The organism is Serratia sp. PL7, from assembly GCF_945957435.1.
This window is the reverse complement of the sequence record NZ_CAMFLB010000001.1, coordinates 2,592,092-2,611,168: the sequence shown is the minus strand read 5'-3', so window position 1 is coordinate 2,611,168 and position 19,077 is coordinate 2,592,092. Positions and strand designations below refer to the sequence as shown.

16 protein-coding genes, 4 tRNA genes and 2 other RNA genes are annotated in these 19,077 nt (G+C 57.4%); 21 read left to right on the top strand and 1 reads right to left on the bottom strand.

Going from position 1 to position 19,077, the window contains the following annotated elements; translation table 11 throughout:
* Window positions 1-219 precede the first annotated feature (219 nt).
* The 4 genes from sucA to sucD all read left to right on the top strand — a co-directional run bounded on the left by sucA (window position 220) and on the right by sucD (window position 6,469).
* The gene (sucA, locus tag N6G83_RS12695; RefSeq protein ID WP_025301881.1) at window positions 220-3,027 is read left to right on the top strand and encodes a 2-oxoglutarate dehydrogenase E1 component; all 2,808 of its coding nucleotides are present in this window, start codon (window positions 220-222) and stop codon (window positions 3,025-3,027) included.
* 63 nt (window positions 3,028-3,090) lie between these two features.
* The gene (gene odhB, locus N6G83_RS12690) at window positions 3,091-4,308 is read left to right on the top strand and encodes a 2-oxoglutarate dehydrogenase complex dihydrolipoyllysine-residue succinyltransferase (protein WP_060447623.1); all 1,218 of its coding nucleotides are present in this window, start codon (window positions 3,091-3,093) and stop codon (window positions 4,306-4,308) included.
* Between the two features lie 122 nt (window positions 4,309-4,430).
* A complete protein-coding gene (gene sucC, locus N6G83_RS12685) occupies window positions 4,431-5,597 on the top strand; it encodes an ADP-forming succinate--CoA ligase subunit beta (protein WP_025301883.1) in 1,167 nt (388 codons plus the stop codon).
* Complete coding sequence (sucD, locus tag N6G83_RS12680; RefSeq protein ID WP_004939878.1) at window positions 5,597-6,469, top strand: succinate--CoA ligase subunit alpha; 873 nt, start codon at window positions 5,597-5,599, stop codon at window positions 6,467-6,469. The genes sucC and sucD overlap by 1 nt, the downstream gene beginning before the upstream one ends.
* 72 nt (window positions 6,470-6,541) lie before the next feature.
* Here sucD and N6G83_RS12675 read toward each other — a convergent pair whose 3' ends face one another.
* A complete protein-coding gene (locus N6G83_RS12675; protein ID WP_260515435.1) occupies window positions 6,542-8,440 on the bottom strand; it encodes a bifunctional UDP-sugar hydrolase/5'-nucleotidase in 1,899 nt (632 codons plus the stop codon).
* A 683-nt stretch (window positions 8,441-9,123) separates the two neighbouring features.
* Between N6G83_RS12675 and cydA the strand changes: the two genes are divergently transcribed.
* The 17 genes from cydA (at window position 9,124) to N6G83_RS12590 (ending at window position 19,071) form a co-directional block, all read left to right on the top strand.
* Complete coding sequence (cydA, locus tag N6G83_RS12670) at window positions 9,124-10,692, top strand: cytochrome ubiquinol oxidase subunit I (protein WP_019454034.1); 1,569 nt, start codon at window positions 9,124-9,126, stop codon at window positions 10,690-10,692.
* Between the two features lie 14 nt (window positions 10,693-10,706).
* The gene (gene cydB / locus N6G83_RS12665; RefSeq protein ID WP_019454033.1) at window positions 10,707-11,846 is read left to right on the top strand and encodes a cytochrome d ubiquinol oxidase subunit II; all 1,140 of its coding nucleotides are present in this window, start codon (window positions 10,707-10,709) and stop codon (window positions 11,844-11,846) included.
* 17 nt (window positions 11,847-11,863) lie between these two features.
* Window positions 11,864-11,977, top strand: coding sequence for a cytochrome bd-I oxidase subunit CydX (gene cydX, locus N6G83_RS12660; protein ID WP_004939868.1), 114 nt, complete (start codon window positions 11,864-11,866; stop codon window positions 11,975-11,977).
* Window positions 11,977-12,273 (top strand): cyd operon protein YbgE, encoded by a 297-nt coding sequence (gene ybgE, locus N6G83_RS12655; protein WP_019454032.1) that lies wholly within the window; start codon window positions 11,977-11,979, stop codon window positions 12,271-12,273. The genes cydX and ybgE overlap by 1 nt, the downstream gene beginning before the upstream one ends.
* Before the next feature lie 130 nt (window positions 12,274-12,403).
* A complete protein-coding gene (gene ybgC, locus N6G83_RS12650) occupies window positions 12,404-12,808 on the top strand; it encodes a tol-pal system-associated acyl-CoA thioesterase (RefSeq protein ID WP_004939863.1) in 405 nt (134 codons plus the stop codon).
* Window positions 12,805-13,488 carry a Tol-Pal system protein TolQ gene (gene tolQ, locus N6G83_RS12645; protein WP_004939862.1) on the top strand — a complete coding sequence of 228 codons (684 nt, stop codon included), beginning with the start codon at window positions 12,805-12,807 and terminating at the stop codon, window positions 13,486-13,488. The genes ybgC and tolQ overlap by 4 nt, the downstream gene beginning before the upstream one ends.
* 12 nt (window positions 13,489-13,500) lie before the next feature.
* Entirely contained in the window at window positions 13,501-13,929 is a 429-nt protein-coding gene (tolR, locus tag N6G83_RS12640) for a colicin uptake protein TolR (RefSeq protein WP_004939859.1), read from the top strand.
* Window positions 13,930-14,010: 81 nt separating this feature from the next.
* The gene (gene tolA / locus N6G83_RS12635) at window positions 14,011-15,237 is read left to right on the top strand and encodes a cell envelope integrity protein TolA (protein ID WP_025301886.1); all 1,227 of its coding nucleotides are present in this window, start codon (window positions 14,011-14,013) and stop codon (window positions 15,235-15,237) included.
* Between the two features lie 136 nt (window positions 15,238-15,373).
* Window positions 15,374-16,666 (top strand): Tol-Pal system beta propeller repeat protein TolB, encoded by a 1,293-nt coding sequence (gene tolB / locus N6G83_RS12630; protein ID WP_025301887.1) that lies wholly within the window; start codon window positions 15,374-15,376, stop codon window positions 16,664-16,666.
* A 44-nt stretch (window positions 16,667-16,710) separates the two neighbouring features.
* Window positions 16,711-17,220, top strand: coding sequence for a peptidoglycan-associated lipoprotein Pal (pal, locus tag N6G83_RS12625; protein WP_025160033.1), 510 nt, complete (start codon window positions 16,711-16,713; stop codon window positions 17,218-17,220).
* A gap of 9 nt (window positions 17,221-17,229) precedes the next feature.
* Window positions 17,230-18,024 carry a cell division protein CpoB gene (cpoB, locus tag N6G83_RS12620; protein ID WP_004939852.1) on the top strand — a complete coding sequence of 265 codons (795 nt, stop codon included), beginning with the start codon at window positions 17,230-17,232 and terminating at the stop codon, window positions 18,022-18,024.
* Between the two features lie 178 nt (window positions 18,025-18,202).
* Window positions 18,203-18,278 (top strand) — tRNA-Lys (locus tag N6G83_RS12615).
* 131 nt (window positions 18,279-18,409) lie between these two features.
* Window positions 18,410-18,485 (top strand) — tRNA-Val (locus N6G83_RS12610).
* A 7-nt stretch (window positions 18,486-18,492) separates the two neighbouring features.
* Window positions 18,493-18,568, top strand: a tRNA-Lys gene (locus N6G83_RS12605).
* A gap of 15 nt (window positions 18,569-18,583) precedes the next feature.
* A non-coding RNA gene (locus N6G83_RS12600) (RtT sRNA) lies at window positions 18,584-18,708 on the top strand.
* A 151-nt stretch (window positions 18,709-18,859) separates the two neighbouring features.
* Window positions 18,860-18,935 (top strand) — tRNA-Lys (locus tag N6G83_RS12595).
* A 13-nt stretch (window positions 18,936-18,948) separates the two neighbouring features.
* Window positions 18,949-19,071: non-coding RNA, RtT sRNA (locus N6G83_RS12590), on the top strand.
* The last annotated feature ends 6 nt before the right edge of the window (window positions 19,072-19,077 follow it).

The window sequence follows — 19,077 nt, the reverse complement described above, 5'->3', positions numbered from 1 at the left end:
ACCTCTAAAAACTGACCCGCGGCTGCGGCGCTATGCAGCCTGGTTCTTCCGCCGGTTTTTAGAGGTTCCTTGTAAGGGACCGCAAGGTCCATAACAGAACGTATCGGGCCGTCATGGCCGCAAGTACGTCGAGTGAACCGTTTTACGGCAAACCGTATTCATCACGGTAATTATGTTAACCACGGCGAAAACTAAAGCTTCAAAGCTTAAGGGATCATGATGCAGAACGGCGCAATGAAGGCCTGGCTGGATTCCTCCTATCTGGCGGGCGCGAACCAGTCTTACATAGAACAGCTCTATGAAGACTTCTTAACCGATCCGGGTTCCGTTGAAGATAGCTGGCGTTCCATTTTTCAACAGCTACCAACCGCGGGTGTCAAACCCGATCAGCTTCACTCTCAAACGCGCGATTACTTCCGCCGCCTGGCGAAAGACTCCGCGCGCTACAATACCACCATCACCGATCCGGAAACCGACGCCAAACAGGTCAAGGTACTGCAGCTGATCAACGCCTTCCGCTTCCGCGGGCATCAGCATGCCAACCTCGATCCGCTCGGCCTGTGGCAGCGCGAGCAAGTTCCTGACCTTGATCCCGCTTACCACAACCTGACCGAAGCCGATTTCCAGGAAACCTTCAACGTGGGCTCTTTCGCCATCGGCAAAGAAACCATGAAGCTGGGCGATCTGTACGCCGCGCTGAAGCAGACCTATTGCGGGTCGATCGGTGCTGAGTACATGCATATCACCAACACCGAAGAGAAACGCTGGATCCAGCAGCGCATCGAATCGGTGGTGGGGCGCGCCAGCTTTACCGCCGACGAAAAACGCCGTTTCCTGAACGAGCTGACTGCGGCGGAAGGCCTGGAACGCTACCTGGGCGCCAAATTCCCGGGCGCCAAACGCTTCTCGCTGGAAGGCGGCGACGCGTTGGTGCCGATGCTGAAAGAGATGGTGCGCCACGCCGGTAAGAACGGCACGCGCGAAGTGGTGTTGGGCATGGCCCACCGCGGCCGTCTGAACGTGCTGATCAACGTGCTGGGCAAAAAGCCGGCCGATCTGTTCGACGAATTCGCCGGTAAGCATAAAGAACACCTCGGCACCGGTGACGTGAAATATCACCAGGGCTTCTCTTCCGACGTGGAAACCGAAGGCGGCATGGTTCACCTGGCGCTGGCGTTCAACCCGTCGCACCTGGAGATCGTCAGCCCGGTGGTCATGGGCTCGGTACGTGCCCGTCGCGATCGTCTGGACGAAGCGCGCAGCAACATGGTGCTGCCGATCACCATCCACGGCGACGCCGCCATCACCGGCCAGGGCGTGGTTCAGGAAACCCTGAACATGTCTCAGGCTCGCGGTTACGAAGTGGGCGGCACCGTGCGTATCGTCATCAACAACCAGGTTGGCTTCACCACCTCCAACCCGCTGGATGCGCGCTCTACCGAATACTGCACCGACATCGCCAAAATGGTTCAGTCGCCGATCTTCCACGTTAACGCGGACGATCCGGAGGCCGTGGCCTTCGTCACCCGCCTGGCGTTGGATTTCCGTAACACCTTTAAGCGTGACGTGATGATCGATCTGGTCTGCTACCGTCGCCATGGGCACAACGAGGCCGACGAGCCGAGCGCCACCCAGCCGGTGATGTATCAGAAGATCAAGAAACACCCTACGCCGCGCAAAATCTACGCTGACGTGCTGACCGAGCAGAAAGTGGCCAGCCTGGAAGATGCCACGGAAATGGTCAACCTGTACCGCGACGCGCTCGACCGCGGCGATTGCGTGGTTGAAGAGTGGCGTCCGATGAACCTGCACTCCTTCACCTGGTCACCGTATCTGAACCATGAGTGGGACGAGGAGTACCCGAGCAAGGTTGAGATGAAGCGCCTGCAAGAGCTGGCACGTCGCATCAGCACCGTGCCGGAAGCGATTGAAATGCAGTCGCGCGTGGCGAAAATCTACGCTGACCGCGCCGAGATGGCGGCGGGCAACAAGCCGTTCGACTGGGGCGCTGCCGAAACGCTGGCTTACGCGACCATGGCGGATGAGGGCATCCCGATCCGCATCTCCGGTGAAGACGCCGGCCGCGGCACCTTCTTCCACCGTCACGCGGTGGTGCACAACCAGAAAAACGGTTCCGTCTATGTTCCGCTGGCGAACATCCACAGCGGCCAGGGCGAATTCAAAGTCTGGGACTCCGTGCTGTCCGAAGAGGCGGTGCTGGCGTTCGAATACGGCTACGCCACGGCGGAACCGCGCACGCTGACCATCTGGGAAGCGCAGTTCGGTGACTTCGCCAACGGCGCACAGGTCGTTATCGACCAGTTCATCAGCTCCGGCGAGCAAAAATGGGGCCGTATGTGCGGCCTGGTGATGCTGCTGCCGCACGGCTATGAAGGCCAGGGCCCTGAGCACTCTTCCGCGCGTCTGGAACGCTATCTGCAGCTGTGCGCAGAGCAGAACATGCAGGTGTGCGTCCCGTCTACGCCGGCGCAGGTTTACCATATGCTGCGTCGTCAGGCGCTGCGCGGTATGCGCCGTCCGCTGGTGGTGATGTCGCCGAAGTCGCTGCTGCGTCACCCGCTGGCGATTTCTTCGCTGGACGAGCTGGCCAACGGCACCTTCCTGCCGGCGATCGGCGAGATCGACGACTTGGATCCGAAAGCGGTCAAGCGCGTCGTGCTGTGCTCCGGCAAGGTCTACTACGACCTGCTGGAACAGCGTCGCAAGAACGAGCAGAAAGACGTGGCCATCGTGCGTATCGAGCAGCTGTATCCGTTCCCGCATCAGGCCGTGCAGGCCGTGCTGGAACAATACTCGCACGTGCATGATTTCGTCTGGTGTCAGGAAGAGCCGCTGAACCAGGGCGCCTGGTACTGCAGCCAACACAACTTCCGTGAAGTGGTGCCGTTCGGGGCTTCTTTACGTTACGCAGGACGTCCGGCCTCCGCCTCTCCGGCGGTGGGCTATATGTCCGTACACCAGAAGCAGCAGCAGGCTCTGGTGAACGACGCGCTGAATATTGACTAATGTTCGCTCGCTTGCCGGCCGAGGGCCGGCAAGCAGATGATAAAAAACTTAAGGGAAAGCTAAATGAGTAGCGTAGATATTCTGGTTCCTGACCTTCCTGAATCGGTTGCCGATGCGACCGTAGCCACCTGGCACAAAAAACCGGGCGACAGCGTGCAGCGTGATGAAGTCCTGGTTGAAATCGAAACCGACAAAGTGGTGTTGGAAGTGCCGGCCAGTGAAGCGGGTATTCTCGATGCTATCGTGGAAGAAGAGGGCGCGACCGTGCTGTCTCGCCAGCTGCTCGGCCGCATCCGTCCGGGCGACAGCTCCGGCAAGCCGACCGCTGAGAAGAGCCAAGAGAAAGAAGCCACGCCTGCACAGCGCGCTACCGCGAGCCTGGAAGAAGAAAGCAATGACGCGCTCAGCCCGGCGATTCGCCGCCTGATTGCTGAACACGATCTCGATGCTGGCGCCATCAAAGGCACCGGCGTGGGTGGCCGCATCACGCGTGAAGACGTGGAAGCGCACCTGGCCAAAGGCGGCGCCGCTGCCAAACCGGCCGCCGCCGCTGAAGCCGCACCGCAGCCTGTTCTGGCCGGCCGCAGCGAAAAACGCGTGCCGATGACCCGCCTGCGCAAACGCGTTGCCGAGCGTCTGCTGGAGGCGAAGAACAGCACCGCGATGCTGACCACCTTCAACGAAATCAACATGCAGCCGATCATGGACCTGCGCAAGCAGTACGGCGAAGCCTTCGAGAAGCGCCACGGCGTGCGTCTGGGCTTCATGTCCTTCTACATCAAGGCCGTGGTTGAAGCGCTGAAGCGCTTCCCGGAAGTGAACGCGTCGATCGACGGTTCCGACGTGGTTTACCACAACTACTTCGACATCAGCATCGCGGTTTCTACCCCGCGCGGCCTGGTGACGCCGGTACTGCGCGATGTAGACGCCATGAGCATGGCTGACATCGAGAAGAAAATCAAAGAGCTGGCCGTTAAGGGCCGCGACGGCAAACTGACCGTTGAAGAGCTGACCGGCGGTAACTTCACCATTACCAACGGCGGCGTATTCGGCTCCCTGATGTCTACCCCGATCATCAACCCGCCGCAGAGCGCCATCCTGGGCATGCACGCCATCAAAGATCGCCCAATGGCGGTCAATGGTCAGGTGGTGATCCAGCCGATGATGTATCTGGCGCTGTCTTATGACCACCGCCTGATCGACGGTAAAGAATCCGTCGGTTATCTGGTGACGGTCAAAGAGATGCTGGAAGATCCGGCTCGTCTGCTGCTGGACGTCTAGTAACCCTTGCCGGGCGCGGCGTGCCGCGCCCGCACTCTGTGCTATGTGGCCGGAAAACCATGCGGTTTACCGCGTAATAATGGTCCGGCTAAAAACCTTCAGAACTGAATGGATAGAACATCATGAATTTACACGAATATCAGGCAAAACAGCTGTTTGCTCGGTATGGCATGCCGGCACCAACCGGTTACGCCTGTACCACTCCGCGTGAAGCAGAAGAAGCCGCATCCAAAATCGGCTCCGGCCCGTGGGTGGTGAAATGTCAGGTTCATGCTGGCGGCCGCGGTAAAGCGGGCGGCGTTAAAGTCGTCAACAGCAAAGAAGATATCCGTGCTTTCGCGGAAGCCTGGTTGGGCAAGCGTCTGGTGACTTACCAGACTGACGCGCTGGGCCAGCCGGTTCACCAGATCCTGGTAGAAGCGGCGACCGACATCGATAAAGAGCTGTACCTGGGCGCGGTAGTGGATCGTTCTACCCGTCGCGTGGTGTTCATGGCGTCTACCGAAGGCGGCGTGGAAATCGAGAAGGTGGCGGAAGAAACCCCAGAACTGATCCACAAAATGACCATCGATCCGCTGGCGGGTCCACAGCCTTATCAGGGTCGTGAGCTGGCCTTCAAACTGGGTCTGACCGGTAAGCAAGTCAGCCAGTTCGCCAAGATCTTCATGGGCCTGGCGACGCTGTTCCTGGAGCGCGATCTGGCGATGGTTGAGATCAACCCGCTGGTGATCACCAAGCAGGGCGATCTGGTGTGCCTGGACGGCAAACTGGGCGCCGACGGTAACGCCCTGTTCCGCCAGCCGGAACTGCGTGAAATGCGTGACCCTTCGCAGGAAGACGAGCGCGAATCCCGTGCGGCTCAGTGGGAGCTGAACTACGTTGCCCTCGACGGCAACATCGGCTGCATGGTTAACGGCGCCGGTCTGGCAATGGGCACTATGGACATCGTTAAACTGCACGGCGGCGAACCGGCCAACTTCCTGGACGTTGGCGGCGGCGCGACCAAAGAGCGCGTGACCGAAGCGTTCAAAATCATCCTGTCCGATGACAAGGTGAAAGCGGTTCTGGTTAACATCTTCGGTGGTATCGTACGTTGCGATCTGATCGCCGACGGCATCATCGGCGCAGTGGCCGAAGTGGGCGTTAACGTCCCGGTCGTGGTGCGCCTGGAAGGGAACAATGCCGAACTGGGCGCCAAGAAACTGGCGGACAGCGGCCTGAATATCATTGCTGCGACCAGCCTGACTGATGCGGCTCAGCAAGTTGTTGCAGCAGTGGAGGGTAAATAATGTCCATCTTAATCGATAAAAACACCAAAGTAATTTGCCAGGGCTTCACCGGTAGCCAGGGGACTTTCCACTCCGAACAAGCTATCGCTTACGGCACCAAAATGGTTGGCGGCGTCACCCCGGGCAAAGGTGGCACTCAGCATCTGGGTCTGCCGGTGTTCAACACCGTGCGCGAAGCGGTTGAAGCGACCGGCGCGACTGCCTCGGTCATCTACGTTCCAGCGCCGTTCTGCAAAGACTCCATCCTGGAAGCGATCGATGCCGGCATCAAACTGATCATCACCATCACCGAAGGCATCCCGACCCTGGATATGCTGACCGTGAAAGTGAAGCTGGACGAAGCCGGTGTGCGCATGATCGGGCCGAACTGCCCTGGCGTGATCACCCCGGGCGAGTGCAAAATCGGCATCATGCCTGGCCACATCCACCTGCCGGGCAAAGTGGGCATCGTTTCCCGCTCCGGTACCCTGACCTATGAAGCGGTGAAACAAACCACCGATGCCGGTCTGGGCCAGTCCACCTGCGTGGGTATCGGCGGCGACCCGATCCCGGGCTCCAACTTCATCGATATCCTGAAGATGTTCCAACAGGATCCGCAGACCGAAGCGATCGTGATGATCGGTGAGATCGGCGGCAGCGCTGAAGAAGAAGCGGCAGCTTACATCAAAGAACACGTCACTAAACCGGTTGTCGGCTACATCGCCGGCGTAACCGCGCCGAAAGGCAAGCGTATGGGCCACGCGGGCGCCATCATCGCAGGCGGCAAAGGCACGGCGGACGAGAAGTTTGCTGCGCTGGAAGCGGCGGGCGTGAAAACCGTTCGCAGCCTGGCGGACATCGGCGACGCGGTAAAAGCGGTGCTGAAGCGCTAAGATCTTAGTACGAAATAATAATATCTCGACATGTTTGGCCACCCATTGGGTGGCCTTTTTTATGGGCGAAGATCAGAAATCGTTGAGTGCTTTGATCAGCGCGATCCGATCCTGCAGGCGGCGCTGTTGTACCGGATCCACGGTAGTTTGCCGCTGTTTTTCCAGCGAGGTGAGAGCGGTGCGGTAATCGTCGGCGTTGCGGAACAGCGCGTCTTTGACGTTGATCGAGGCGACGTTGGTGTAGCGGCCATCGTCGGTGGTCGGCACTTGGATAACGCCTTCATTGAGCAACCGTTTGACGATCGCCCGCTGCGGTTCGTACCCCTCCAGGCCGACCAGCTTCCAGCGCTGCGGCGTCACGCCCTGATACTGGCCGTGTTTCACTTCCGTCAGGTAGCGCAGAGCCAGGTGGCGAATAGTGCCTTCTTCTTCACCGTATTGCGCTTTGCTGTCAAACAGCACCGGGAAGGATTGCCCCTCCAGCGCGCCGCCCTTTTGCGTCAGGTGGCCCATGCGGTAACTGTTCATGCCCAGGCGGATCGGCATGTCGTCGGTGACCGGCGTTCCGTCCGCCAGGCGCAGATCGACGATGCGCGAGCCGGCGGGCTGGCGCAGATCGATGGTGTAAGTGACGCCGCCGAAGAAATCGTTGGTGGAATATTTGGACGATCGCCGCGCCGGGTTAAAGCTGTAGGTGACGTCGCCAGGCTGCAGCTGATTGAAATAGTCGGCGGACCACTCCATGTAGCGTTTAAGCGCTTTGCCGTTGAGCTGATACACGGTGATCTCGCCACCGGCGTATTGGTAGTTAAAAGCGATGTCCTTAGCTTTGATGTCGCCGACGTCCAATTTGGCGCGATCGTTGTCGATCTGCAGGGCAATCACCTGCGCCAGCGGCGCATAGTGGCGGGCGGCCTGCTGGAACAGCGCGCTGATGCCGGTATCCTGCACGTGTACCTGAGGAATGCCGCGAAACTCGTCGGCGGGCACCAGATCGCTGCCGCTCAGCTTCGCCACGACCCGGTTGGCGTTGGCGCGCAAAATGTCATGGTACGGCTGGTAGAGCGCTTGCATGGCGCTGTCCGGCGCCAGCCCTTTGATCGGGTAGGTGTAGCTGTTTTTGTCGATCAGCGTGAATTTGCCGTCGCGGTGTTCAAACTGCAGGTCGATGCGCGACAGTGCGCGGCCGTATTTATCCGGCTCGGTGATGATGACGCCATTAACCACCGCTTTATCGATCTTCACATGCATGTGGCCGGCGACGATCGCCGCCAGCTCCGGGTTGGCGTTGGCGATGTCGGCCACGCCGGTGCCGGGGCGCTGGTTCTCGTTGTCGATGCCCATATGCGCCACCAGCACGATGGCGTCGACCTGGCCGTCGATTTGCCTGATGACCTGTTTCACCGCCTGCACCGGATCGGTGAAGTTCAGCCCTTTGATGCGATCGGTGCCCTTGGCGAATTCGGCGGTCATCGGCGTATCCATACCGATAATGCCAATTTTCACGCCCTGGCGTTCGACGATGGTGTAGGCCGGCAGGTAGGGCTTGCCGCTGTCCCAGACGATATTGCCCGCCAGCGCCGCGCCCTTGAACTGCTTGAGCGGCGTCGCCAGCACCGGCAGGCCGAAGTCGAACTCGTGGTTACCCATTACCCAGACATCATAATTGAGCGCGTTGAGGCCCAGCATCATCGGGCTGACGGCCTCATGCTTGAAGGTTTCGACGAAGTTGCCCTGAATGGTGTCGCCGGCGTCCACCAGGATCAGGTCGGGCTGCTCGGCCCGCACCTGTTTGACCTGAGTGGCTATCTGGCTCAGGCTGCCCGCCAGATTTTCCGTGTCGCTGGCGTAGTCCCAGGGCACGAAAGTGCCGTGCAGATCGGAAGTACCCAGCAAGGTGATATTTACCGTTTCGGCGGCCATGACGTTTCCCGAGAGTCCCAATACAGAGGCAAAGATGATTTTTTTCATAAGTTATTGTCACTCAATGTAATTTTAACATTATTGGTCATTTTGCTACAAAATCGCAACCTTTACGATCCCATCGCGAGAAATAGACTAATATTGGAGAGAGATTTGTTGTTTTGTGACTGCTATCACTGTCACGGCTTATTGGAAATAAAAGGTTAATTATGTCGCATAATAAGCGCGTAATAATACAATGGCGGCTCTTTTAAATTACATTTATTTAACACAAAAATATCATTAAAAAACAATTAAACCATTGCGCAACATGACCCTAAGAAAATTATGCGAAATGTGCTGATGAATATGGAAATAAGATGCGGATAGGCTTAAATTGTCTCAGATCAAATTAGCCCGAAGTACCTCTTTCGGCTAAGATTTGACCTGTAACCAAAAGTCTAACCCACGTCACGTAAAAACCTATTTATTGTGTGGGATTGGGCGAGTATCATCCATGTTGTGATTATGGATGGTTGATCTTGTTGCATTTGTTACCCGTTGTCGGTTTTCAGTGGCGTGCTTGTCGAGGGCCCGAGGGGCTATTGGCCGAGTGTGCGGTTGAAAGCGGAGAAGCTGGATCAAATTTGTTGTGTTTAAGGGCATTCACTGCGGGGCGTTACTGGCAGCTTTGAAAGAAGCGTGCCGATAACCGCGTGTCGGAGTCTTCCTGCGAGGAGCAAGGAGTCAAGATGTTTGATATTGTCGAACTGTCGCGCTTACAGTTTGCTTTAACGGCGATGTACCATTTCTTATTTGTCCCATTAACGCTCGGTATGGCGTTCTTGCTGGCAATTATGGAAACGGTATATGTCCTGTCTGGCAAACAAATTTATAAAGACATGACCAAATTCTGGGGAAAGTTATTTGCGATTAACTTTGCTCTGGGTGTGGCCACCGGTTTGACCATGGAGTTCCAGTTCGGGACTAACTGGTCGTATTTCTCTCACTACGTCGGCGATATCTTCGGGGCCCCTCTGGCTATCGAAGGTCTGATGGCGTTCTTCCTTGAATCGACGCTGGTCGGCCTGTTCTTCTTCGGCTGGGATCGTCTGAGCAAGGTGCAGCACATGGCGGTAACCTGGTTCGTGGCTCTCGGCTCCAACCTGTCCGCGCTGTGGATCCTGGTCGCCAACGGCTGGATGCAGAACCCGATCGCTTCGGATTTCAACTTCGAAACCATGCGCATGGAGATGGTCAGCTTCTCCGAACTGGTGCTTAACCCGGTTGCGCAGGTGAAATTCGTTCACACCGTGGCTTCCGGCTACACCTGCGGCGCGATGTTCGTGCTGGGTATCAGTTCCTACTATCTGCTGAAAGGCCGCGACATCGCCTTTGCCAAGCGCTCCTTCGCCATCGCTGCCAGCTTTGGTATGGCTGCCATTCTGTCCGTTATCGTTCTGGGTGATGAATCCGGCTACGAAATGGGCGACGTGCAGAAAACCAAACTGGCCGCTATCGAAGCGGAATGGGACACCCAGCCGGCGCCGGCCTCCTTCACCCTGTTCGGCATTCCCGATCAGGACAAGATGGAAAACTCCTTCTCTATTCAGATCCCGTATGCGCTTGGCCTGATCGCCACCCGCTCCACGGACACTCAGGTCACCGGCCTGAAAGATCTGATGGCGCAGCATGAAGTGCGTATCCGCAACGGGATGAAAGCCTACCAGCTGCTGGAAGAGCTGCGCGGCGGCAATACCGATCCTGCGGTGCGTGCCGAATTCAACAAAACCAAGCAAGACCTGGGCTACGGCATGTTGCTGAAGCGCTATACCCCGAACGTCACCGACGCGACGGAAGCGCAAATCCAGCTGGCGACCAAGGACTCCATTCCGCGCGTGGCGCCGCTGTACTTCGCCTTCCGCATCATGGTGGCCTGTGGCGTGATCATGCTGTTGATCATCGGCCTGTCGTTCTGGAACGTGATCCGCGGCCGCATCGGCCAGAAAAAATGGCTGCACCGCGCGGCGCTGTACGGTTTGCCGCTGCCTTGGATCGCGATCGAGTCGGGTTGGTTCGTGGCGGAATACGGCCGTCAACCGTGGGCGATTGGTGAGGTGCTGCCGACGGCGGTCGCCAACTCTTCGCTGACCGCGGGCGACATTCTGTTCTCAATGGGGCTGATCTGCGGCTTGTACACCCTGTTCCTGGTGGCTGAATTGTACCTGATGTTTAAGTTTGCGCGTCTGGGTCCAAGCAGCCTGAAAACCGGCCGCTATCACTTTGAACAACCGACTGCCGCCGTGCAGGAAGCGCGCTAAACAGGAGTCCACGTATGTTTGACTATGAAGTACTGCGATTTATTTGGTGGGTCCTGGTTGGCGTTCTGCTGATCGGCTTCGCCGTCACCGACGGTTTCGACATGGGCGTCGGCATTCTGGTGCGCATCATCGGCAAAACCGACACCGAGCGCCGGGTGATGATCAACTCCATCGCTCCGCACTGGGACGGTAACCAGGTGTGGCTGATCACCGCCGGCGGCGCGCTGTTCGCCGCCTGGCCGATGGTCTACGCAGCGGCCTTCTCCGGCTTCTACGTCGCCATGATCCTGGTGCTGGCCGCCTTGTTCTTCCGCCCGGTCGGTTTCGACTACCGCTCCAAGCTGGAGAGCAGCCGCTGGCGCAACATGTGGGACTGGGGCATCTTCATCGGCTCCTTCGTGCCGGCAGTGGTATTCGGTGTGGCGTTCGGTAACCTGCTGCAGGGCGTGCCGTTCCACATGGACGAGTACATGCGCCTGTTCTACACCGGCAACTTCTTCCAACTGCTGAACCCGTTCGGTCTGTTGGCGGGCGTGGTCAGCCTGACCATGCTGGTCACCCAGGGCGCGACCTACCTGCAAATGCGCACCACCGGCGAGATCCACCTGCGTTCACGCGCTGCGGCACAGATCGCGACGCTGATCATGGCGGTGTGCTTCCTGTTGGCGGGCGTATGGCTGGTGAAAGGCATCGACGGCTTCGTCGTGACGTCGGCGCTGGACACCCTGGCGGAATCCAACCCGATGCGTAAAGAAGTGGCGCACCAGGCCGGTGCCTGGCTGATCAACTTCAACAAGTATCCGCTGCTGTGGGCCTTGCCTGCGCTGGGCGTGGTGCTGCCGTTGTTCACCATCCTGTTCTCGCGTCTGGAGAAGGGCGCGCTGGCGTTCGTCACCTCGTCGTTGACCATCGCCTGCGTCATCCTCACCGCCGGGGTCACCATGTTCCCGTTCGTGATGCCGTCGAGCACCGTGCCTAACGTCAGCCTGACCATGTGGGACGCGACCTCGAGCCTGTTGACGCTGAAAGTGATGACCGTCGTGGCGGCGATCTTCGTGCCTATCGTTTTGGCGTACACCAGCTGGTCGTACTACAAAATGTTCGGTCGCCTCGACAAGAACTACATCGAAAACAACAAGCACTCGCTGTACTAAGGATAAGGAGCTAAACCATGTGGTATTTTGCCTGGATTCTCGGAACGCTTCTTGCCTGCGCCTTCGGCATCATCACGGCGCTGGCGCTTGAGCAGAGCGAAGCGACCAAAGCTCAGCAAGACGGTAAGTGATGAGCTCGTCCGTGATTGACAAGCTGTATGCTGTCACCGACAAGGGCCCGATCCGGGCCCTTTCCCTGGTGCTGGCGTTGATTTTGGCGGGGTGCGTGTTCTGGGATCCGACGCGTTTCGCCGCCAAAACCAGCTCGCTGGAGATTTGGGAAGGGCTGTTGCTGATTTGGGCGGTGTGCGCCGGGGTGATCCACGGTTTCGGATTCCGCCCGCAGCGCAGCGTCTGGCGCGCTTTTTTCGCGCCGCTTCCCGCCATTGTGATCTTGTGCGCAGGATTACTTTACGTTTCTTTATAATCTCCCCGATGTCCCCTTGTTATGGGCCCTCACGGCCCATAATTATTTTCATTCCCATCTTGTAACCCATTCCCAACCCGATCCGTCTTGCGTATAGTAGCAGCGTTAAATTGCATTGCTGGGAAGTAGAGTGAGTAATACGTTGTTTCGATGGCCGGTTCGCGTTTACTACGAGGATACCGATGCCAGTGGTGTGGTCTATCACGCCCGCTACGTCGCCTTTTTTGAAAGAGCGCGCACAGAGATGCTGCGTCAGCACAACTTTCATCAACAGCAGCTGCTCAGTGAACAAGTCGCTTTTGTCGTCCGGCGCATGACGGTGGATTATCTGGCTCCGGCTCGTCTCGACGAGCAACTGGAAGTCCAGAGTGAAATCACCTCTCTGCGCGGGGCTTCTCTCACGTTTGCTCAACGCATTGTCAATTCTGACGGGGCCCTACTGAGCCAGGCAGATGTCCTGATTGCCTGTATTGATCCACACCAAATGAAGCCAAGAGCGCTTCCTAAGTCTATTGTCGCGGAGTTTAAGCAGTGACTGACATGAACATCCTAGATTTATTCTTGAAGGCGAGCCTGCTGGTTAAGCTTATCATGTTGATTTTGATATGCTTCTCGGTAGCCTCTTGGGCGATCATCATTCAGCGCACCCGCATCCTCAATGCGGCGACGCGTGACGCCGAAGCCTTTGAAGACAAATTCTGGTCCGGTATCGAGCTTTCCCGTCTGTACCAGGAAAGTCAGGCGCGTCGCGATAGCCTGACCGGTTCCGAGCAGATCTTCCATTCCGGCTTCAAAGAGTTCGCCCGCCTGCACCGCGCCAACAACCATGCGCCGGAGTCGGTGATCGAAGGGGCGTCGCGCGCGATGCGCATTTCGATGAACCGCGAGCTGGAAACGCTGGAAACCCATATTCCGTTCCTCGGCACCGTCGGTTCGATCAGCCCGTACATCGGCCTGTTCGGCACCGTGTGGGGGATCATGCACGCCTTTATCGCGCTGGGCGCGGTGAAACAAGCCACGCTGCAGATGGTAGCGCCGGGTATCGCCGAAGCGCTGATCGCCACCGCGATCGGTCTGTTCGCCGCTATCCCGGCGGTAATGGCCTACAACCGTCTCAACCAGCGCGTCAACAAGCTTGAGCAGAATTACGACAACTTTATGGAAGAGTTCACCGCTATTCTGCATCGTCAGGCCTTCTCCAGCGACAGCAAATAAGTAGGAGGTAGCATGGCGAGAGTACGTGGACGTAGTCGGCGCGAGCTGAAGTCCGAAATTAACATTGTTCCGCTGCTCGACGTGTTGCTGGTGCTGCTGCTGATCTTTATGGCAACCGCGCCAATCATCACGCAGAGCGTGGAGGTTGACCTGCCGGACGCCACCGATTCCAAAACGGTGTCCAGCGATGACAATCCGCCGGTGATCCTTGAGGTTTCCGGCGTAGGTCAATACACCCTGGTGGTGGATCACAACCGTATGGAGCTGCTGCCGCCTGAGCAAGTCGCGGCCGAAGCCAAGTCGCGTTTGGCGGCTAACCCGAAAACGGTCTTTTTGATCGGCGGTGCGAAGGAAGTCCCTTACGATGAGATTATCAAGGCATTGAATATTCTCCATCAGGCGGGCGTGGCTTCCGTGGGGCTGATGACCCAGCCGATCTGACCGTAAGGCGAACGGCAACCCGGTTCCTGCGCTGCGGCCCAGGAACCCCGTATAAGCAACACCAGTTTTTGGGAATCTATTTTGGTAAAGGCAACTGAGCAAAACGATAAGCTGAACCGCGCCGTTATTGTTTCGGTCGTTCTGCACTTCATATTGATTGCCCTGCTGATTTGGGGATCGCTGCAGGAAAAGGTCGACATGGGCGCCGGCGGTGGCGGTGATGGCACCGTGGTGGGCGCAGTGATGGTCGATCCTGGCGCGGTGGTGGAGCAATACAACCGCCAGCAGCAGCAGAGCAACGATGCGCAGCGTGCCGAGAAGCAGCGCCAGAAAAAGGCGGAGCAACAGGCCGAAGAGCTTCAGCAGAAGCAGGCGGAGCAGCAGCAGCGCCTGAAGGAGCTGGAGAAAGAGCGTTTGGCGGCGCAGGAGAAAGCTGCGCAGGACGCCAAGGCGCAGGCTGAGCAACAGCAGAAGGCAGCGGAGCAGCAGAAACAGGCCGCCGAGCAGCAAAAAGCGGCGGAAGCCGCCGCAGCCAAGGCCAAAGAGCAACAGAAGGTCGCCGAAGCCGCCGCCGCCAAGGCGAAGGCCGAAGCGGAAAAGGTCGCCAAGGCACAGGCGGACGCGCAGAAGAAAGCCGAAGCGGAAGCCAAGAAAGAAGCGGCCGCCGCTGCCGCCGCCAAGAAACAGGCGGAAGAGGCGAAGAAAGCCGCAGCTGCCGCCGCAGAGCAAAAAGCCGCAGAGGCCGCGGAGAAGAAAGCGGCCGCTGAAGCCGAGAAAAAAGCCGCAGCGGAAGCCGAGAAGAAGGCTGCCGCTGAGGCAGAGAAGAAAGCGGCCGCCGCTGAGAAAGCTGCGGCAGCCAAGAAAGCCGCTGCGGACGCCAAGAAGAAGGCCGCCGCTGAGGCTGCGAAACAATCGGATGAAGTTAGCGATCTGTTTGGCGGCCTGGCGGACGGCAAGAACGCGCCGAAGGGCGGCGGTGCCAAATCGAAAGGTGATGGTAAACCGGCCGGGCAGGGCAATGCCAAGGCGGCAGGCGCCAGCGGGGCGGATATCAATGGTTATATTGGGCAGGTTAAAAACGCGATTGAAAGCAAGTTCTATGATGCCAGTTCGTTCGCCGGAAAAACCTGTGACCTGCGTATCAAGCTGGCGCCGGACGGCCTGCTGATAAGTGTACAACCGGCGGGAGGCGATCCGGCATTGTGCCAGGCCGCGGTATCTGCCGCCAAGTTGGCGCATATACCGAAGCCGCCGAGCGATGCCGTTTATCAGCATGTTAAGAATGCTACCCTTGAATTCAAACCTTAATAATGGTTGTTTGAGCTGAGTAAGATCACAGGGATGTACTAAGGTAACCAACAGGGATTATGTAGTTTTACGTAAGTTGGTTTGTTAAAATTCTGCTAATTTATCGCAGGCATCCCGCCTGGATAAGGGAGATGAGATGAAGCAGGCATTTCGAGTAGCGCTAGGTTTTTTAATTCTGTGGGCGTCCGTGTTGCACGCGGAAGTTCGCATTGAAATCACCCAAGGGGTCGACTCCGCTCGCCCGATTGGCGTGGTGCCGTTTAAGTGGGCGGGCCCAGGCACGCCGCCGGAAGATATCGGCAAGATTGTCGGCGCGGATCTGCGCAACAGCGGCAAATTCAACCCGATCGACGTGGCGCGCATGCCGCAGCAACCGACCTCCGCGTCTGAAGTGACGCCGGCGGCCTGGACTGCATTGGGCATCGACGCCGTGGTTGTCGGCCAGGTTCAGCCTGGCGCCGACGGCAGCTACCTGATCTCCTACCAGCTGGTGGACACCTCGGGTTCGCCGGGCACCGTATTGGCGCAGAACCAGTATAAAGTGACCAAACAGTGGTTGCGTTATTCTGCCCATACCGCCAGCGACGAAGTGTTCGAGAAGCTGACCGGCATCAAGGGCGCGTTCCGTACCCGTATCGCCTACGTCGTGCAGACCAACGGGGGGAAATTCCCGTATGAGCTGCGCGTAGCGGATTACGACGGTTACAACCAGTTCACGGTGCACCGTTCGCCTGAGCCGCTGATGTCGCCGGCCTGGTCGCCGGACGGCAGCAAACTGGCTTACGTGACCTTCGAGAGCGGCCGTTCCGCGCTGGTGGTACAGACCCTGGCTAACGGCGCTATCCGCCAGATCGCCTCGTTCCCGCGCCACAACGGTGCGCCGGCGTTCTCTCCGGACGGCAGCAGGCTGGCGTTCGCGCTGTCCAAGAGCGGCAGCCTGAACCTGTACGTGATGAACCTCGGCTCCGGCCAAATCACGCAGCTGACCGATGGTCGCAACAACAACACCGAACCGACCTGGTTCCCGGATGGCCAGTCGCTGGCGTTTACCTCCGACCAGGGCGGGCGTCCGCAGATTTATAAAATCAGCGCCAGCGGCGGTGCCGCACAGCGTCTGACGTGGGAAGGCTCTCAGAACCAGGATTCTGAAGTCAGCTCCGACGGTAAATTCCTGGTGATGGTGAGCACCAACAGTGGTGCACAACACATCGCCAAACAAGATCTTGGATCGGGCGCCGTTCAGGTTTTGACCGGCACCTTCCTGGATGAAACGCCTAGTATTGCGCCAAACGGCACCATGGTGATCTATAGCTCCACGCAAGGTATGGGCTCCGTGCTGCAGTTGGTGTCAACTGATGGGCGTTTCAAAGCGCGTCTTCCGGCAACTGATGGACAGGTCAAATTCCCTGCCTGGTCGCCGTATCTGTGATGCATGTGTAAATATGTATGGCAAACTATAAAAGGATCAAAGAAATGCAACTGAACAAAGTGCTGAAAGGGCTTCTGCTGGCACTGCCAGTTCTGGCTGTAGCAGCTTGTAGTTCTAACAAAAGCGCGAACAACGACCAATCTGGTATGGGCGCTGGCACTGGTATGGAAAACGGCAGCAGCAACCTGTCTTCCGAAGAACAAGCTCGTCTGCAGATGCAAGAACTGCAGAAGAACAACATCGTTTACTTCGGCCTGGACAAGTATGACGTTAGCTCCGAATTCGCTCAGATGCTGGACGCGCACGCTGCATTCCTGCGTAACAACCCGTCTTACAAAGTGACCGTTGAAGGCCATGCTGACGAACGCGGCACGCCGGAATACAACATCGCTCTGGGTGAGCGCCGTGCTAACGCCGTTAAAATGTACCTGCAGGGTAAAGGCGTTTCCGCTGACCAGATCTCTATCGTTTCTTACGGTAAAGAAAAACCAGCAGTACTGGGCCACGACGAAGCGGCTTATGCTAAAAACCGTCGTGCCGTTCTGGTTTACTAAGAGAATCGCATGAACAGTAACTTCAGACGTCACCTGTTGAGTCTGTCGTTACTGGTTGGCGTAGCGGCCCCCTGGGCCGCTACTGCCCAAGCGCCAATCAGTAATGTCGGCTCCGGCTCGGTCGAAGACCGCGTCACCTCGCTTGAGCGCATCAGCAATGCTCAAGGCCAGCTTTTAAACCAACTCCAGCAACAACTCTCTGATAACCAACGCGACATTGATTCTCTCCGTGGGCAAATCCAGGAAAGTCAGTATCAGTTGAATCAGGTGGTTGAACGCCAGAAGCAAATCTATCAGCAGATGGATAGCCTCAGCCAGGGCGGCGCTCAGAGCGCCTCTGCGGCCGCGGGCGCTGCCGGTGGGGCAGCCGCAGGCGCATCTTCCGATGCGGGCAGCAGCGCGCCTGCAGCCGCGTCTGCAACGCCGAGCGGCGGTGATGAGAACAGCGACTACAACGCCGCTGTTTCTCTGGCGCTGGAAAAAAAACAGTATGACCAGGCGATTTCTGCCTTTCAGTCCTTCGTAAAACAGTACCCGAAGTCTACCTATCAGCCCAACGCCAACTATTGGCTGGGTCAGTTGTTCTACAACAAGGGTAAAAAAGACGACGCGGCCTACTATTTTGCGGTGGTGGTGAAGAATTACGCTAAATCACCGAAGGCGCCGGACGCCATGTACAAGGTGGGTATCATCATGCAGGAGAAAGGGCAGGCCGATAAAGCCAAAGCCGTGTTCCAGCAGGTGATTAAACAATACCCAACCAGTGCGGCGGCCAAACAGGCGAAAAGTCGCGTAGGCGGTTAACAGTCAGAAAAATGAGCCCAGAAGTTAGTCGATTTGACCGATTTCTGGGCTCATTCGCGTGAAGAACAAGCAGTTGAACGCATCGGTAAAAAATTTAGGTTGCGCTGCCAAGATAAATTAGTAATATATGCCGCCGTTGCCAAGACATCTTGCAAGATGTTAAAGCGGCAGGGAAATTGGGTCGTTAGCTCAGTTGGTAGAGCAGTTGACTTTTAATCAATTGGTCGCAGGTTCGAATCCTGCACGACCCACCAATTTTGAAGCAAGAAATGAAGTGGAATCGGGAAGGATAACATCACGAAGTGATGGCCCGTCAGGGCGAGGCTAAAGGCCGAGTCATCCTGCACGACCCACCAATTTCTGAAGTAGCAGTAACCACAACAGTGGGTGATTAGCTCAGTTGGTAGAGCATCTCCTTTACACGGAGGGGGTCGGCGGTTCGAGCCCGTCATCACCCACCACTGTTATGGGTCGTTAGCTCAGTTGGTAGAGCAGTTGACTTTTAATCAATTGGTCGCAGGTTCGAATCCTGCACGACCCACCATTCTTCGCGAATGGCTGCGATAGAGAATCGTAAAGGATGAGAACCGTAAAGGTTCGAGTCTCGCGCAGCGAGACAACATCACTCCGGTGATGGCCCGCAAGGGCGAGGCCAAAGGCCGAGTTATCCTGCACGACCCACCATTCTTTAAGAATGGCAGCTTCAGAATCGGTTTGATGTGGCAAGTAAAGGTCCGAGTCGAGTACCCGTCGAGTTGTCCTGAACATCCCCATCCTTGTTTTCCGCGAGTCGGTTCCAATAACCTATTCGCCATCAGCAGTAAACCACATCAGTGGGTCGTTAGCTCAGTTGGTAGAGCAGTTGACTTTTAATCAATTGGTCGCAGGTTCGAATCCTGCACGACCCACCACTCTTTAATAGAGCAAGGTGTTAAATCGTCAGGATGAGAACCGTAAAGGTTCGAGTCTCGCGAAGCGAGACAACATCACTCCGGTGATGGCCCGAAGGGCGAGGCCCAAGGCCGAGTTATCCTGCACGACCCACCACTCTTT